The organism is Streptomyces sp. NPDC001770, assembly GCF_053596135.1.
In genome coordinates, this window is sequence record NZ_JBSFFN010000008.1 from 190911 (window position 1) to 206921 (window position 16011).

Here is a 16011-nt window from a genome sequence, read left to right on the forward strand (position 1 = left end):
GCCGATTCGGCCGCTTCTGGAGACGGAGCGAACGGTGCCCGTGGCCCTGCCACGGACTCCCAAGGGGGCACTGTGACGGACACTCGGGGCCCGCAGCCCCAGTACGAGGGCTACGCGAACGGGCCGCTGCCCGGGGAGCGGGAGCCCGCGCAAGGAACGGCGGGTCCCTACCACCCGCCGCAGGCGTACGAATCGCCGGCGGGTGGCCGACAGGCCACCGGCGGGCAGGGCGTACGTCTGCCGCGGACGGGGGCGCGGACCACTCCGCGTACCCGTAAGGCACGGCTGCGTGTGTCGAAGGCCGACCCCTGGTCGGTGATGAAGGTGAGCTTCCTGCTCTCCATCGCTCTCGGCATCTGCACCGTGGTCGCGGCCGCGGTCCTGTGGATGGTGATGGACGCCATGGGCGTCTTCTCCACCGTGGGCGGCACGATCAGTGAGGCGACGGGTTCCAACGAGAGCAACGGCTTCGATCTGCAGTCGTTCCTCTCGCTGCCGCGCGTCCTCATCTTCACGTCGGTCATCGCGGTGATCGACGTGGTGCTGGCCACCGCGCTGGCGACGCTGGGCGCCTTCATCTACAACCTGTCGGCGGGTTTCGTGGGCGGCGTGGAGCTCACGCTGGCCGAGGACGAGTAGCCCGCGGGCTATCGATTTTGGGACTGGCCCCGACGTGCGCTAATCTTCAGAAGTCAGCGCAGCAGCGCGGCGGGGCTATAGCTCAGTTGGTTAGAGCGCATCCCTGATAAGGATGAGGCCACAGGTTCAAATCCTGTTAGCCCCACCAGTACGAAGGCCCCCCACCGGAAACGGTGGGGGGCCTTTGACATCTCCGGCTGACATCAGCCGATCAACGGGTCTTCCAGAAGTTCGGCGAGCATCGTCACGGCTTCCCGCTCCCCGTCGCCCACCACATGGGTGTACACGTCCATGGTCATGCTGATCTGGCTGTGCCGAAGGATCGCTTGGGCGACCTTGGGATGCACCTTCAGGAACGCCAGCAGGGTGCCGCAGGTGTGCCGGGCGAGCCGCACCGTGATCCGGCGGACCCCGGACCGCTTCACGAGCGCGTCGAAGCTCCTGGAGAAGCCCACCGGGTCGATCAGCCCGCCTCGCTCCGACGAGAAGATCAGATCCTCGTCCGGCTTCTGACTCCAGCCGTCGCCCACGATCTTCCGTTCCAGCTCCTGAAGCTCTCGGCGCTCCTCCAGCGCGCGAGCGCAGAACTCTGGAAGCGGCAGCACGGCGTGCGAGGACTCTGTCTTGAGGTCCTTGAGCACCAGACCGATGCCCTTGACCCGCTGGACCTGTTTGAGCGGCGTGAACTGGCGCTGATCGAAATCGATGTCCTGCCAGCGAAGTCCCAGCACTTCGCTGCGACGCAGGCCGAGGACGAGCACCAGGACGCAGGCCGCGTAGAGCCGGTGCGCCCGAGCCGACCGCAGGAAGGTGATGGCCTCGCGGGCGTTCCACGGCTTGGCCTCCTTCTTGGTCACCTTCGGCATGTCCACCAGCTCGGCAACGTTCCGCGTCAGCAGCTCTTCCCGTACGGCGCGGTTCAAGGCGTTCCGGAGGACCCGCAGCACCTCGAAGCGCGCGGCCGGCGGAACCTCGGTGCGCTTCAGCTCGGCCATGAACGAGCGAAGCTGCGCCGGGGTCAGCCGGACCAGAGGCTTCTTGCCGAGGTGCGGGACGAGGTAGAGCCGCACCTTGGACTCGTACTTCACGTAGGTGTTGTTCTCCCGGTTCGGCTTCACGATGTGTTCCAACCAGTAGGCCAGCCACTCCCCGAGAGACCAGGTCCGCGAGGGCACCGGGACGCCGTTGCGCTCCTGCTCCTGGAGCTTGCTCAGCTTCTCGGCCGCCTCGTCGTAGCTCACGCCGTAGACGAACTTCCGAACCCGGTGCCCGTCCGTGTTGGTGACGTAGGCAGCGCCCTGGTACCGCCCGTCCTTCCGCTTGGTGATGGTGCCCCCACCATTGGGCCGACGCTTCGCCATCAGGCTGCCTCCTCAAGGCGGGATGCGAGGAACGCACGCAGGCCATCAGCCGGGATACGACGGCTGCTGCCGATCGTCAGCGAAGGCAGACGACGCGTACGGATCAGGTCGTAGACCGTGGTCCGGCCGACCTTGAGCCGGGCCATGACCTCAGGCACCGTCAGCAGTTCGTCAGACATCCCATCCCCCCATGTCGTCTGCTTCGAGTTCGTTGAGTGCTTCGCGGGCGGTGGTGCGGTTGGTGTGGATGTCGCGGTGGATGGTGGCGGCGAGCCAGGATTCGCCGGGGGTGTGGCCGTGTCCGGCGTAGGCCCAGTGGGCGAGGGTGAGTGTGGAGCCCTCCGGGGCGTCGTCCGGGTCGGGCATGCCCCGGGCGTGGCGTTCTTGGCGTGCGCGGTAGTCGGCGCGGATCTGGCGCAGGGCGCCGAGGGTGGTGGAGTAGGCGCGGGACTTGGTGGAGAAGTGGCCGCGGAAGCCGAGCATGTGGGCCCACTGCCAGAGCTTGCGGTCCGGGTACGAGGCGTCGAGGTCGAAGCAGGCTTCGATGAGGCGCCGGGCGTGGTCGGGGAGGTCGGGGAGCTTGTCGAGTTCGGCGAGTTCGCCGATGCGCCGGTCCACGGTGCCGGTCGTCTCGGCCGCTTTGGTGGCGTACTTCGCGACGTACGCGGCGACCGCCTGTTCGGTGAGGTCGTCGTTCGCGTTGTCCGCGCCGATCGGCCTCACGTCCACCTGAGCCCCCCAACGGAGGGTCCGGGCGGGTTGGGTGCCGGAGGGCGGGACGGGGACGCTCACGCGGGCCGCAGCCGCCTGGATCGCGTCCGCCAGGAGCACGGTGCTGGCCCACGGGGGTGGGGTGGTGTCGGCTCCGTCGGGGCCGTCGAGGCGGACGATCGCGTGGAAGTGGACGGCGCCGCGTTTCTGGAACTCGGCGACTTTCCCGAACGAGACCCGGCACACCTCTGCCGCGGTTTTCTGGGAGAGGCCGGCGCGGGCGGCGACCTCACGGCGCAGGTAGATCGTGAACCGCCGCCACAGGTCCCCGGCGTGGTTGTTCCACAGCACCGCCCCCGCGTAGTCGTAGGTGGCGGGGTTGAGGGCCGTGCCCAGGAGCGGGGAGTCTTCGGGGTGGTCGGTGCCGCACCGGCAGACACCGCGGGTGGGCCGGTTGTGGACCGGGCCGAACGACGGAGCCGTCAGCGTGGCGAACACCTTCGGGTGCGTCCGCACCGTGAGCGGGGTGCCTTTGGCGATGTCGCCGGAGAGCCCGGCGCGGATCAGGTGGAAGGTGTCCCCCGCATACGTCCAGGCGCACGAGGGGCACCGGGAGGCCCGCCGGTTCCCGCAGGCGACGCGGAGGCGATCACCGGGTTCGCCTTGGGTGCTGTAGGAGTAGAGCACCTGCCCGGTCCGGGTGTCGCGGGTGGTGGTCATGCCTTCCAGGTGGATCGGGTCCGAGCAGCCACCCGTACGGCGCACCTGTTCCTGCCACCGCTCGAAGCCGGGGGCGTTGGCAACCCGTAAGAGGTCGGCGAGGGTCAGGGGGTCGGTGCCCAGGGAGGCCGCAGAACCGGCAACGGCCTCCGGGGCGACGGGGAAGGAGGTCACCGGGTGTCCTCCGCCGGGTAGCCGTGCCCGATGGGCGGGTAGAGGCCCCGCACCTTGGCGTCTTCCTCGGCGTAGTGGGCGTCATCGACCACGGTGAAGAACCGGGTGTAGGGGCGGACGTCGTGAGCGTCGAGGTACATGCCGATCTGCTCGGTATGCCTCTCGTCCGCCCACTCAGCCGCGTGCAGGGCGTCATCGGGGAAGGCGGTCACACGCCCACCTCGTCCACGTCGTCGCCGTAGGCGCGGTAGACCCGGAAGGTGTCGTCCCCGACGTACCCGGACATCGGTTCGTGCTGGCCCAAGCGGAAAGTGAGCATGGCGTTGGTCTGCTCGACACAGTCCAGCCGCGCACGGTCGGGGAAACGGCCCCGGAACCAGCGCCGTGTCTCTGCCGGGACCGGACCGTGCAGACGCAGAACCCGGTAGTACTGCGACTCCATGCCGGAGCGGTACACGTCTTCGAAGCCGAGCCGGCCGACGCCCTGCGCAACCCAGGCGAGCACCTGAGGCGTGACGCCCCTCGACCAGGAAAAACCCTTGGGCATGTCGGAGGCGTACAGCGCGACCGCCCGTTCAGCGCCCGTCATCCGCAAGACCGTGGGCAAGAGACGCTCAGCGGAGGTATCCGGACTGGGACGCGTAGCTAAGAGCGTTGCAGGCATGATGAGAGCTCCCTCAGGGGATGGAGAGCGGCGCGCTGCTTGGCGGTAGGAGCGCCGCTCTCTGCCTGTCACGACCACACGAAGTGACATCTCTAGAGAACTAGAGATGTATAGAGATGTCAACGTCCTTGCTTCGGTTGGCTCAGATTGATGGGCAGCTCTCGGGTAGGAGTAGCGCGAGTCGCCTTACGCGGCTGCGGAAAACCCCTGGTGCGGAGCGCCAGTCGACTGGCGGAGCTTGCCTGGAGGTCGCGCGCGAGTGCCTTGCGGTCCTAAGGTGTCTAGAGAGGAGAGGAAGCGACGAATGCCCACGGAAGGTAGCCGTCCCGAGCCCAAGTACCAGCGGATCGCCAACGAACTGAAGGCGCAGATCCAGTCGGGTGCGTTCGGGCCGGGAGACCGTCTGCCCGGAGAGAACGACCTCATGGCGCAACACGGAGTCGCGCGCATGACGGCCCGTCAGGCTTTGGGGGTGCTCAAGAGCGAAGGCTTGGCCGAGGCCCGCAAAGGGGCTGGCGTCTTTGTTCGCGCCTTCCAGCCGTTGAGGCGTCGCGGAATTCAACGGCTGGCACGCGAGCAGTGGGGTGGAGGGCGCTCCATCTGGGAAGCCGATCTCGGTGACCGGAACCTTGTTGTGGATCAGGTTGAGGTAAGCATCGGGGCGGCTTCAGAGAATGCGGCGAGGGTGCTGGACCTGGGGGATGGGGAGGCTGCCTGCATCAGGAGTCGGAGGTTCGTCCTGGACGGAAAGCCGGTCCTGCTGGCTACGTCGTATCTTCCGAACTCCCTGGTTGAGGGCTCAGCTATCACCGAGGTGGACACGGGTCCAGGAGGGATCTACGCCCGGCTAGCCGAACTGGGGCACAAGCCGGTCCACTTCCGCGAAGAGATCCGATCGCGTATGCCCCTCCCCGTAGAGTCGTCGCGGTTGAGCCTTCCCGCCGGCACTCCCGTGGTGCTCATCTGCCGAACCGCCTTCGCGGAAGACGGCAGCCCCGTCGAGGTCAACGAGATGGTCTTGGACGCGGCCGCCTATGTCCTGGAGTACGACTTCGACGCCTGACGCCCCCGGGCTGTAACAGGTTTCTCTACCTCATCAAGGCCCCCGGCTGCGCTCCGCTCCGCCGGGCGCGCTCCCGGCTCTGGCCGCGCCCGCGCTCCTGCCTCCGGCCCGCTCGGCGCGCCGCCGCCGACGCGCGCCCGCAGTGGATAGGCCGGGTGGGATGAGCCGAGACCGGAGCCCGCGGCTTCAAGACATGCCTCCGGCGGGGGCGCTCAGACTCCGGGATGGGAGGGGCGCCGTTCGCGGGTGCCGGCCGGAGCGTGGTGAGCGTCGTGGTGGCCCCCATCCCGACCGCCTCCGACCCAGGCAGAGCCGAGCAGTCGCGGCCCAGGGCGTCAAGGTCGTTCGTACAGTGGCGCGCTCCACCTTGACGCCCTGAACCACGACCGCTCCACGGTGTGTGGGTCGAAGGCGGACGGGATGGGAGCCGGGGTGAGTGGTGGGTGGAGCGGGAAGCGGGAGTCCTACTCGGCTCGTGTCGGCCTGTGCGCCGAGTGCCGATCACCCACGAAGGAAGTGGTGAGCTCGAAGCGCATGGCCCGAACCAGATGCCCTCGTTGCTCTGCTACTTCGGCTAGCTTGTCGCCTCCGGTCAACGCCTCTTGCGCTGCTTCATAGACCTTGGTTCGCAGTTCGCCCATCATCGAGAGGACGGGTGTACCGGCCAGAACCGTCATCTCAACATCACAACGCTTGAAGCCTCGGGCGGCATCCAGCTGGGCAGCGGCGAGCGGAGAAGCCTGACGTGCATCGTCTGATGTCTGGATGCCTGGCGTAGCCGGAAAACCACCGAGGTCTCTAAGGTCGCGGAGAACCTCGACCCAGTCATCAATGTGTGCGAGAAAGCGGATGTAGAGGGCTCGGCGTTCCTGCCAGAGGAGGGCTTCACGCTGGTCGAACGTAGCTGATGTTGATTGGACTAGGGCCAGGGTTTCTTGGCGGTCCAAGTCTGTCTTCTGCCATGTTCGCTGTTCTCGGGCCTGTCGCCGCTGGAGGAGGTAGCCGACAACGGCTCCGGATAGCGTCCCCACGACCGCGATCAAGGCGACTACGTACGGTTCCATGGCCGCCTCCTGCTGCTCTGCTGCCTGCCCTCATCAGGATGCCTGCTGCCACGTAGCGGCGTGCAGATTTCGCTGATAGAGACCACAATGAACCCGTGTCAAGCTGATCTAAGAGAGTTGACATCAGCGCTGGACATCAACAAGGACGTACAACAGCGGCCACGCTTGCACTTCAGGCGGGGACTACCGGGGGCTGCAACCCGATCGTCCGAGTCGGTAGCCCTTGATGACCGACCTGATAAGGATGAGGCCACAGGTTCAAATCCTGTTAGCCCCACCAGTACGAAGGCCCCCCACCGGAAACGGTGGGGGGCCTTCGGCGTATGTGGCCGGATCGGGCCTGAGGATTGGTTCTTCCGGGGGTACGGCGAACATGTCCCGGCTTCTGGTCTGCCGGCCGGGGCTTCTCGCTGCCGGGTGCCGGGGAGGGCCGTCCGTCATGCGGAGCCTCCCGGCGGGTGAGGAGTGCGCCCCTCGGGGTTGTGCGCAGGGCGGTTCCGGGAGACGACTGACGCCGGGCCGCCCGGCTCGGAGCGGACGTCGAACCAGCCGGTACCGCCGCAGACGCATGCACCCTCGACCGCCGCGCGTACGGGCTTCCTGGCGCACGGCAGGACGTGGTGTGGGTTCGGGTGCTACCCGCCGGCGGCCAGGCTGGCGAGCAGGGCCGCTCCGGCGCCGAGGACGAGCAGCTGCACGGTGCCGCACGTACGCCAGCGCAGGAGGTGGAAGCCGCCACCCGTGACGATGGCGGCGCCGAACAGGATCCACGTCGCGCGCACGGCCTCGTGGGGGGCGTCGGGCGGGTTGCCGTCGTTGTAGGAGTCGGCCCACCCGGTCATTCCGTAGCGGAACAGCAGCCAGCCGATGACCATCAGGTCGAGGACGAAGAGAACCACGCTGACGCCGGCCTGTTGGCCGGCCGACGGTCGACCCTGTCCCACTGCACTCCACCCCTTCGCTTGCCGAGCCTGCCTGCCGTACGCCCTCCAGCGTGCTCGGGTGGCAGGGGACGCGCATGAGCACGGCTACTCAGCTCCGGCCGTCCTCGTGGCTGCGGCGCCGGGTCCCGCAGGGTGTCCGGGGCACCGGGCGCACGGGAAGGCCCCCGGCCGGTGGGTACCGGGCCGGGGGCCTGAAGTCTGGGGTGGTGCGGGGCCGATCAGGGCGGGGGGAGAGGGGACTCGCCTTCCGTGGCCGCGTAGTTGGTGCGGGCGGCTTCGGTTCCGGGGGCGTTCGCGGTGTCGGCGGGCAGGTGCCTGGTGGCGGGTGAGGAGCCGTGCGCCTCGGCGCGGATGCGCTGCTTCATCGTGGGTGGCAGTGCCCGGTCACGCGGAAGGGTCCATCGCACCGACGGGGTGGTCGCGGTTGCCGCGGTCGCACCCGTCTGCTCCTGGGTCGTGTGCGTCGGCTGCTGCTCCGTGGCCGAGGCGTTCGCCGCGGCGAGGCCGAGGGAGGCGAGGAGGGCGAAGAAGGCGGTGATGAAGGCTGTCCAGAGGTTCTTGACCTTGAAGGCGCTCATGGCCCCTCACTTTCAGGTGGTCCGGTTTGCTTACCTTTCTGATGATGTGGATGTGCAAGCGTATTTCTGGGACCGACGCCACCGGTGCGCCGATCTTCTGATGAACACCACTCGTATGGTGCAACCGGGCTGGTGGAACGCTCCGGGACCTCTCCGGGACCTCTCCGGGGGGTCTTCCGGAAGTTCTCCGGGGGGTGGCCCGAGGGGTCCGACGGACCCGCCGACCGCCCGGGGAGGGGCCTGCGGTGGGGGTCCGGGCAGGTCACCGATCGGTATCGGCCGGTGTGTATAGTCGGGCGGCAGAAGTCCCTTAGAACCTAGGAAAGACGAGGTCGCGCGGTGAAGAAGCTTCTCCTGGTCGCACTGGCCGCCATCGGCGGGCTCCTCGTGTACCGCCAGATCCAGGCGGATCGCGCCGAGCAGGATCTGTGGACGGAGGCGACCGACTCCGTGCCCGCAGGTTCGGGCGTGTGAGACGACGCAGTCCCTGAGAAGCCCCGGCCGCCCGAGCGGCCGGGGCTTCGTGCTGTCCGGGCCCAGTGCCCCCACCACGCGGTACGTCCCGGGAGACAGCACCGGTCGCACCGATCCGCTGTGGCCGCAGACAGCGGCGGGGCCCCCGGGGCAGGATGGACGCGCACCGTGACCGCCGCAGGGGCGGAAGCTCCGGTGGCGCCGGGCGCGGTTCTGTGCGGGGTACGGGCCGGGGCGCGGGCGGTCGCCGGGACGACGAGGGGGAGCGCGTGAACAGGCAGATCGGCAGGGGCGGCCGGGTGGCGTCGGCGGCCTTCGCCGCGATGTGCGCGGTGGTGGCGCTGTCCGGGCCGGCGTACGCGGCCGGCCCGGTCCCGTACGCCTTCGATCCGGGCGCGAAGCGGGTGACCGGGACGGTGGAGAACGCCGACGCACCGTCCCTGGAGGCAGGTTCGGTCTACCGGAGCTCGATCGAGCCCGGTGAGAAGCTCTACTACCGGGTGAATCTGGACGCCGCCTCGGACACGTACGTCTCGGCGGTCGCGGTGCCCAGGTCGCCGGACGAGGCAGTCGCCTACGGCGACGGGATCACCGTGTCCCTCCGCGACCACAACGACTCGCAGTGCGGTTCGGACGACGCCCTGGTCGGATCGGCGGAGTTCGCCCGTCCGCTGTCCGCGTACGCGGTCCGGACCGTCGAGGAGGGGAGCTCGTACTGCCAGGAGGCGGGCGCGTACGACGTCCTGATCGAGCGGAAGAGCAAGGAGACCTCCTCCCCCGGGGCGTGGGACCTGGAGATCCGCCAGGACATCGAGCCCACGTTGAAGGCGGCCGGCTCCCAGCCCACCACCGCGCCCTCGGAGTTCGCATCCGAGCCGCCCGCCCCGCTCCCCACGTCGGCGCCCCGCGCCGCCCGGTCCGGCGGCACCGGCTTCAACGACGCGACCGGGCTGGAACCGGGTGAGTGGAAGGACTCCGTCTCGCCCGGCCAGACCCGCTTCTACCGGATACCGGTCGACTGGGGGCAGCAGCTCCACGTCACGGCCGAGCTCAGCAACAACAACGCCTCGACCACCTTCCTCGGCAACGCCCTCTCGCTCTCGCTGGCGAACCCCGCCCGCGGTCATGTGGAGGGCGAGGTCCTCTCGTACTCGGGGCGTCCCGCATCCGTCTCCCTCGATCCGCTTCCCCCGGTCGGCTGGAGCAACCGCTACGCCTCGGCGCCCGGTGTCTCCGGCATGCGGTTCGCCGGCTGGTACTACGTGGCGGTCGGGCTGAGCCCCAAGGTGGCGGAGGAGTACGGCTCCGGCCCGATCAAACTGACGCTGACGGTCCAGGTGGAGAACGAGGCGCAGCCCTCTCCGTACGCCGGTGACGCGGGGATCTTCGGCGTCAGCGACAGCGACCGGGACATGGCGCGGAGCGGACAGAGCGAGCCGCAGGCGGCGAGGAGCGCGACCATGCGGCTGGTCGGGGTGACCGGGATCGGCGCCGGGACGGTGCTGGTGCTGGGTCTCGGCGTCTGGACGCTGCTGGCCCGCCGCCGGGCGGGGACGGCGGCGGCCGAGGCGGCCGGGCGGCCCGCGCCGTACGGAGGGCCGCCGCAGGCCTGGTAGCCGCAGGTCCGGCGGCGGGAGCGGCCGGGCCCCGGCGGACGGGCCGCGGACGGTGAACCCGGCTCCGTTCAGGCCTGGGTGAGCGCCCAGATGCCGACGGCGAAACAGAGCAGCGCGACCACCAGGACCGGGACCGCCACCTTCGGGGACGGCCCCGGTCGGGGCGTACGGGCCGCGGGGGCCGTCGGTGCGGGCTGCGGGTGCGCGGTGGGCGTCGGAGCGGGGGACGGGCCCGCGGGGTGCCCGTGAGGCGCGGTGTAGCCGCGTGTCGGGGCGGGGCCGGGGTGCCCGGCGGCCGTGGCGGCGGTGGCCGGGGAGGGCGCCGGGGCGGCGGGCCACGACGACGGGACGGGCGGCGGGGCCAGATGGAAGCTACCGGTCTCCGACATGGACACCGGGGTTTCCTGGCGCGGGAGTTGGCCGGCGGGAGAGGGGCCGCCGTACGCGTTGCCGAGCGTGCTGTTGAGCGGGCCGTCCGGGCCGAATCCGTCCGGCAGGGGGCCGATCTGGTCGAACACCTCCACCGGTTCCTCGCCGGCCGGGGGCTCGGGCAGCATCTCCACCGCCGCGGCGAGGGCCTTGCGCGCACCGGTCGCGGTACGGAACCGGGCCTGCGGGTCCGGCTGGAGCAGCCCGGCGAGCACCTGCCAGAGGGGCTCGGGAATGCCCTGCGGGGCGCCGGGGGTGCCGCGGGCGGCGAAGTGCTCGATGAGCGCCCGTGAGTCGGGTTTCCGGCCCTGGAGGAGGTACAGGGCGACCAGTCCCACCGCGAAGAGGTCGGCGGGGAAGTCCGGCTCGGCGCCCATCATCTGTTCCGGCGCGAAGTAACCCGGAGTGCCCACCACGTAGTTGGTCTCGGTGAGCCGGGGTTCGCCCTTGCGCATCGAGATGCCGAAGTCCGACAGCCTGAGGTGCGGACGCCCCGAACCGGTGGACTCCAGCAGGATGTTGGCGGGCTTGATGTCGCGGTGCACCACGCCTTCGGTGTGCACGGTCGACAGCCCCGAGAGCAGCTGGTCGAGCAGCAGGCAGACGAAGTGCGGCGGCAACGGGCCGTAGTCGCCTATGACATGGGCCAGTGAACCGCCGCTGACCAGGTCCATGGTGAACAGGACCTTGTCGTCGTCGGCGGCCCAGCTGGCCGGTGCGAGGACATGGGGATGCTCGATGCGCAGCGCCTGCTCGCGCACGAAGCGGAGCAGTGTGTGCGCGTCGCTCTGCTGGAGCACCTTGGCCGCGACGTACCTGCGGCGCCGGTGGTCCCAGGCGCGCCAGACGGCGCCCACACCGCCGCGTCCGATCGGATCGACCAGTTCGTACCGGCCGGCGAATACCTCACCCATTGCGCTCTGTCCGCTCCAGTCCTGTGCCGGATGGTGCCGGGTGCCGGAACTCGGGGTGCAGCCGGACGCACCCGGGTGCCGGGGCGGCGAGCGCGCCCCGGCACCGCTGTGCGGCGTGTGGCCGGTACTGGTGCCTGTGCTGCTCCCGGTGAGCCGGTCGCGACCCTAGTTCTGGTGCCCCTCGTAGTGCGCGACGGCGTCCGCGGTGCGACCCGCGCCGTACACCCGGAGGAACTCTGCCAGTTCGGGGTGGGTCGGGGCGAGGGAGTCGGCTGCTTCGATGATGTCCCCGGCCGCCGATACCGAGCGCAGCAGCGACTGGATCTCGCGGACGACACGGCGGACGGTGGGTGCTCCGCCGTTGGCAGTGGCCTGGCCGGTGCTGGACAGAACCGATCCTCCTTGGGACTTCTTGACCTCGTCCATCCGGTCGGCGGCCTCGCCCGCGCTGACGCTGCCGTCCGCGACCTGGACCGCGAGTTCCTGGAGCGCCTGGACGCGCTGGACCACCGCGGGGTTGCCGATCTTGGCCCGCTGCCCGCTCATCAACTGGGACAGCATGGGCGCGGACAGCCCGAGTACAGCCGCGAGCCGGGCCTGGTTCAGGCCAAGATCATCGATCAGCCGGCGGAAGAGCGCGCCGAGCGGCTCCCCGTACCAACTGCGCTGGAGTTCCCTGGCTCTTGCGGTTGCCTCTTGCTGCGCTGCGTCCATCACGCCTCCCCTTCGCTGCTGCGAACCTAGTCGGACATCTTACGGAGAGTGGTCGTCCCCCGGGAGTCCCCATCTCTTTGCGGGAATCCCGCCGGGACCCGGTACTCTGGTCTGCGACGGGCGCTCCACGTGCGGATGGCGGGTGGTGGCGTGTGTTGTTCGGGGCCTTAGCTCAGTTGGTAGAGCGCTGCCTTTGCAAGGCAGATGTCAGGAGTTCGAATCTCCTAGGCTCCACCTTCCCGAATGGCCCCTGACCTGTGGAAACGCAGGCCAGGGGCTTTTTTGTGCGGTTTGCCCGGGGGCCGGGGCCGGGGGCTGCCCAGTGGCCGGCATCCGGACCGGCATCCCGAAGACCTGCCCGCAGCGCTCTCCGGTGTCGATCAGCTCCTCGTCGGTGGCCTTCGGGCCCTCCTCTCCAGCGGCCGCGCCCGCGAGCCGGGGCCGTACAGCCGGAGCCCGGCCGCACCGACGAGGAATGGCCGCACCGTCCCGTCGGGCTCCACCGGTACGAAGCGTCGCCGCCGGCGGTGCGTGAGCCCATCACCGGACCGCACCGTCCCCGTCCACGCCGATGCGCCGGCCCGACGCGGTCGCGGTCCGCCGCGGCGGCCACATCGCGCTGTGCGGCGACGCCGGGTGGCGCCGGTCGCGGCCATGTCGCCATCGGTTTCCGGAATCCGGCCGTCCTCGCGGCGCGGGCGGGCGGGCGCGCGGGCGGCATCGCGGGTTGCGTACGCCCACCATGTGGTTCCCTCCCCCGTACGTTCCCGGGGCGTCCGCCCCGTCATCCGCCGCCCCGCCATCCGGAACCGGGTCTGCGCCATATGGCGTAGACGGATGCCTACCCGTGCCATAGGACATGGGTACCGGGATTCGACCGGTGGCCGGGGAGGGATTCCATGACGTCCGAAGCGCTGCATCACTGGATCTTGGTGTTGGACCTGGAGAGTTTCAGCACCAGGCCCGACCCCATTCAGCGGTCTCTGCGGAATGCCATGTACGAGGTGTTGGAAAGTGCCTTCGCCCAGGCGGGCATCGACCTGGGGGATGTCGTCACCGAGGACCGGGGGGACGGAATCCTGATGCTGGTGGCGCCCACCGTCCCGCCGGTGAAGCTGGCGGGACCGCTGGTCCGCGCGCTCGACGACGGGCTGCGGGAGAAGGCCCGGATCTACAGTGCCGCGCACTCCCTGCGGATGCGGCTCGCGCTGCACCAGGGGCTGGTCGCCCGCGACGCACGCGGGTGGTCCGGTGACGCGGTGAATACCACGTTCCGGCTGGTGGACGCGGAGCCGCTGAGGGAGACCCTGCGTGCCGCCGGTACGGCCTGTCTGGCCTTCGTGGTCTCGGGCCAGGTGTACGAGGGCGTCGTACGGCACGCGCCGCGCGGCATCGACCCGGCCGCCTACCTCCCCCTCCGCTTCACCACGAAGCACGGTGAGGCGGTGGAGAGCTGGGTCATGGTGCCGGGCTTCAGCGCGCCTCCCGGGCTGACCTTTCCGAGCCCGGCTCCCCCTCCGGCCCCCGCCTCGCCGCCGACGAGCCCCGGGCGGGGCGACGGGGCCGCCGACGCCGGGGCGCGGCCGGACGGGGCAGTCGGCGCGAGTGCCATCCAAGTCGGCGTCGTCCGAGGCGACGTGGTGGGCCGCGACAAGGTCATCCACCAGCAGGGAACGGTCCGCTGGTGACAGTGCCAACACCGACGGGGGGCGCCGGTGCGGGTGCGGGAGCGGTGGGGGCCGCTCCCGCACCCGCCCCGGCCGCATCTCCGTCCACGGGTCCCACCGCTCCGGGCGGTACGGCCGGCGAACCCGGCGGCTCCTCCGCGGGCGGTACGGCTCCCCCCGCGGGCATCACCGGCACCGGCACGCAGAGCGAGGACCGGACCGGAAGGGGGGACGACGGCGCGGCACCTTCCGGTCGGCTCGGTGAGGGGTCGCAGCGCCACGGGCACCTGCGCGGCGCCTACGCGAACGTGGACGGCGACGTCGTGGGCCGGGACAAGTACGTCCTGGTGGTGGGCGGTGGCCGCGAGCGTCTGCGGCCCTTGTCCCCCGTGCTGCGCGACCGGGCCCGGCACGCGTACGAGGAGGCGCCGGGCTACGAGGAGGCCCGCTCGGAGCTGGCCAGGCAGAGCATCGTCGTGCTGCGCGGCGCCGACGGCCTGGGCAAGACCGCCACCGCCGTACGGTTGCTGCTGCCGTGTCGCGGACCCGTCTACCACCTCGACAGCCGTGTGGACTTCGCCTCGCTGGTCGACCGGCTCGACGCACCGGCCGGAGCCGGCAACGGCATCGGAATCGAACCGGGAGCGGGCTTCCTTCTGGACCGGCCGGTCGACGCGGCGAACCTGCGCGGCGAGATCTACGAACGGCTGCAGACCGCGCTGCTGGACGCGGGTGCGGTCATGGTCGTCACCCTCACCGACACCGACGTGTCCGACAGCGAACTGTTGTCCGGGGTGGTGGATCTGGTCCGGCCTCCCGCGCACCTCGGGATCGTCAGACGCTATCTGCGCTGGCGCTTCGGAGTGCCGGAGGCGGAGCGCATCCTCGCCGACGCCGAGGTGGCGGCGCTGATCGACGAGCACCTCGACGCCAACGCGACCTGCCGGAGCGCCTCGGACCTCGCCACCTTCCTGCACGACGAGTACTGGTCCGGCGATCCGGAGCTGGGCCGGATCCGGACTCGTATGGCACGTAGGGGCGTCGAGACCTTCGAGATCTGGGCAGACGGCCTGACCGACCCCTTCGTGCGCTGCTTCTCGCTCGCGCTGGCGGTACTCAACGGTCTGCCCCAGGAGGAGATCGACGAGGCCGCCCGGAGGCTGGTACGCCGGCTCGACTCCGTTCGCTCGCCCGCCGTCGCGAAGGAAGGAGCGGGCCGCTACGCGCCGCTGACCGTCTTCGACCCGCTGGCCCTGCCGACGCGGAAACTGCTGGCCCGGCTGCGTGCCCGGCGGATCGACACACCCACAGCGCGCGGCTGCCTGGAGTACCAGGACCCGGAGTACCCGCGCCAGGTCATCGCCCACGCGTGGTCCGGGTATCCGATCCAGGACGTGCTCCTGGGCTGGCTCGGAGAGCTGATCACGGAGGGCTCGGACGAGGTACGGGTGTACGCCGCGGTGGCTCTGGGCGGGCTGCTGCCCCCCTCCTTCCCCTACCTCAGCCGCAAGGTCCTGGAGAAGTGGGCCTTCCACACGGACGCCCGGTTGCGTGAGGCGGTCGGATACGCGCTGGCCACCGGTATCCGTGACCCCGAGCTGCGTCCGAAGATCGAAGCGCTGGCCGCGGGGTGGTTCTCCGACCGGCAGCTACCGCTCGGCCAGGCGACGGCCGCGCGGATGTACGGGCTGACGTCGGCGACGGCGGGAGTACGGGAGAACATCGCCCGGCTGGCCCGGCTGTCGACGGTGGACGTCGCGTCGGTCGCGACGGCGATCGGCGACGGCTACACCGATCTCGTCGCGCAGGACTACCACACGGCGCCGCTGGTGCTCGGCGCCCTGTGCGCGGGCATGGCGCAGACACAGTCCCGGCCCACCTGCCTGCCGGCCTTCCTCACGATCGCGACCGCCTTGGTCGTGGACAGCAAGGAACCGGAGTTCGACGGTTACGACGGCTGGCCCGCTCTGCTCTTCCTGAGAGAGGTTCGGGCCGAGGTGCGCGAGCCGATGGTGCTGCTGTGGCGCGAGGCGCTGGCGCACCCGGACTCCCACACGCAGGCACAGCGGACGCTGCGGACCTGGGCGACGCTCGCCGAGGCGGACAGCCGGCTGCGGGACACCCTCATGAGCATGCTGGGTGCCGTCGTTCGCGGGGACGCGCGCTCCGGCCACATCATCCGCCAGTACGCCGCCGAGTGGACCGACCGTGACGAACTCGCGCCGCTTCCGGTCACCGCGTGGGCCGTGACCAGAGTGCTCGACCGAGAGAGGGAATGA

Annotated in this window: 16 protein-coding genes and 2 tRNA genes; 8 read left to right on the top strand and 10 right to left on the bottom strand. The window is 70.3% G+C overall.

Annotated features, from left to right (window positions below; translation table 11 throughout):
- Positions 1-72: 72 nt before the first annotated feature.
- Positions 73-639, top strand: coding sequence for a DUF3566 domain-containing protein (locus ACWCSV_RS10330; RefSeq protein WP_266706619.1), 567 nt, complete (start codon positions 73-75; stop codon positions 637-639).
- 71 nt (positions 640-710) lie between these two features.
- A tRNA-Ile gene (locus tag ACWCSV_RS10335) sits at positions 711-787 on the top strand.
- Between the two features lie 55 nt (positions 788-842).
- Here the strand turns inward: ACWCSV_RS10335 and ACWCSV_RS10340 are convergent.
- From ACWCSV_RS10340 to ACWCSV_RS10360, 5 genes are read right to left on the bottom strand one after another with little or no spacing between them, the layout of a single operon-like run.
- Positions 843-2000 (bottom strand): tyrosine-type recombinase/integrase, encoded by a 1158-nt coding sequence (locus ACWCSV_RS10340; protein WP_451140453.1) that lies wholly within the window; start codon positions 1998-2000, stop codon positions 843-845.
- Positions 2000-2179, bottom strand: coding sequence for a helix-turn-helix domain-containing protein (locus ACWCSV_RS10345; RefSeq protein WP_030120440.1), 180 nt, complete (start codon positions 2177-2179; stop codon positions 2000-2002). Before ACWCSV_RS10345 ends, ACWCSV_RS10340 begins: the two co-directional genes overlap by 1 nt.
- On the bottom strand, positions 2172-3605 hold the full coding sequence (gene repSA / locus ACWCSV_RS10350) for a replication initiator protein RepSA (protein ID WP_451140455.1): 1434 nt from the start codon (positions 3603-3605) through the stop codon (positions 2172-2174). The genes ACWCSV_RS10345 and repSA overlap by 8 nt, the downstream gene beginning before the upstream one ends.
- Positions 3602-3817 (bottom strand): hypothetical protein, encoded by a 216-nt coding sequence (locus ACWCSV_RS10355; RefSeq protein ID WP_451140457.1) that lies wholly within the window; start codon positions 3815-3817, stop codon positions 3602-3604. The genes repSA and ACWCSV_RS10355 overlap by 4 nt, the downstream gene beginning before the upstream one ends.
- A complete protein-coding gene (locus ACWCSV_RS10360) occupies positions 3814-4194 on the bottom strand; it encodes a hypothetical protein (protein WP_451140459.1) in 381 nt (126 codons plus the stop codon). Before ACWCSV_RS10360 ends, ACWCSV_RS10355 begins: the two co-directional genes overlap by 4 nt.
- Positions 4195-4573: 379 nt before the next feature.
- On the opposite strand from ACWCSV_RS10360, the gene ACWCSV_RS10365 reads away from it, so the two are divergent.
- Positions 4574-5332 carry a GntR family transcriptional regulator gene (locus ACWCSV_RS10365; protein WP_451140461.1) on the top strand — a complete coding sequence of 253 codons (759 nt, stop codon included), beginning with the start codon at positions 4574-4576 and terminating at the stop codon, positions 5330-5332.
- Positions 5333-5796: 464 nt separating this feature from the next.
- Here the strand turns inward: ACWCSV_RS10365 and ACWCSV_RS10370 are convergent, their stop codons facing one another.
- The 3 genes from ACWCSV_RS10370 to ACWCSV_RS10380 form a co-directional block, all read right to left on the bottom strand.
- Complete coding sequence (locus ACWCSV_RS10370) at positions 5797-6396, bottom strand: hypothetical protein (protein WP_451140463.1); 600 nt, start codon at positions 6394-6396, stop codon at positions 5797-5799.
- Between the two features lie 635 nt (positions 6397-7031).
- Entirely contained in the window at positions 7032-7340 is a 309-nt protein-coding gene (locus tag ACWCSV_RS10375) for a DUF6234 family protein (RefSeq protein WP_451140465.1), read from the bottom strand.
- A 218-nt stretch (positions 7341-7558) separates the two neighbouring features.
- Positions 7559-7918: a DUF6344 domain-containing protein gene (locus tag ACWCSV_RS10380; RefSeq protein ID WP_451140467.1), complete on the bottom strand. Its 360-nt coding sequence runs from the start codon at positions 7916-7918 to the stop codon at positions 7559-7561.
- A gap of 339 nt (positions 7919-8257) precedes the next feature.
- On the opposite strand from ACWCSV_RS10380, the gene ACWCSV_RS10385 reads away from it, so the two are divergent.
- Complete coding sequence (locus tag ACWCSV_RS10385) at positions 8258-8392, top strand: DLW-39 family protein (protein ID WP_003958712.1); 135 nt, start codon at positions 8258-8260, stop codon at positions 8390-8392.
- Positions 8393-8661: 269 nt separating this feature from the next.
- Entirely contained in the window at positions 8662-10008 is a 1347-nt protein-coding gene (locus tag ACWCSV_RS10390; RefSeq protein WP_451140469.1) for a hypothetical protein, read from the top strand.
- Between the two features lie 68 nt (positions 10009-10076).
- On the opposite strand, the gene ACWCSV_RS10395 is transcribed toward ACWCSV_RS10390, so the two are convergent.
- Both ACWCSV_RS10395 and ACWCSV_RS10400 read right to left on the bottom strand, forming a co-directional pair.
- Complete coding sequence (locus ACWCSV_RS10395; RefSeq protein ID WP_451140471.1) at positions 10077-11351, bottom strand: serine/threonine-protein kinase; 1275 nt, start codon at positions 11349-11351, stop codon at positions 10077-10079.
- Positions 11352-11516: 165 nt separating this feature from the next.
- Positions 11517-12065: a helix-turn-helix domain-containing protein gene (locus ACWCSV_RS10400; RefSeq protein WP_451140473.1), complete on the bottom strand. Its 549-nt coding sequence runs from the start codon at positions 12063-12065 to the stop codon at positions 11517-11519.
- A gap of 161 nt (positions 12066-12226) precedes the next feature.
- Between ACWCSV_RS10400 and ACWCSV_RS10405 the strand changes: the two genes are divergently transcribed.
- The 3 genes from ACWCSV_RS10405 to ACWCSV_RS10415 all read left to right on the top strand — a co-directional run bounded on the left by ACWCSV_RS10405 (position 12227) and on the right by ACWCSV_RS10415 (position 16011).
- Positions 12227-12299, top strand: a tRNA-Ala gene (locus ACWCSV_RS10405).
- 761 nt (positions 12300-13060) lie between these two features.
- A complete protein-coding gene (locus ACWCSV_RS10410) occupies positions 13061-13753 on the top strand; it encodes a hypothetical protein (protein WP_451140475.1) in 693 nt (230 codons plus the stop codon).
- Entirely contained in the window at positions 13750-16011 is a 2262-nt protein-coding gene (locus tag ACWCSV_RS10415) for a hypothetical protein (RefSeq protein WP_451140477.1), read from the top strand. Before ACWCSV_RS10410 ends, ACWCSV_RS10415 begins: the two co-directional genes overlap by 4 nt.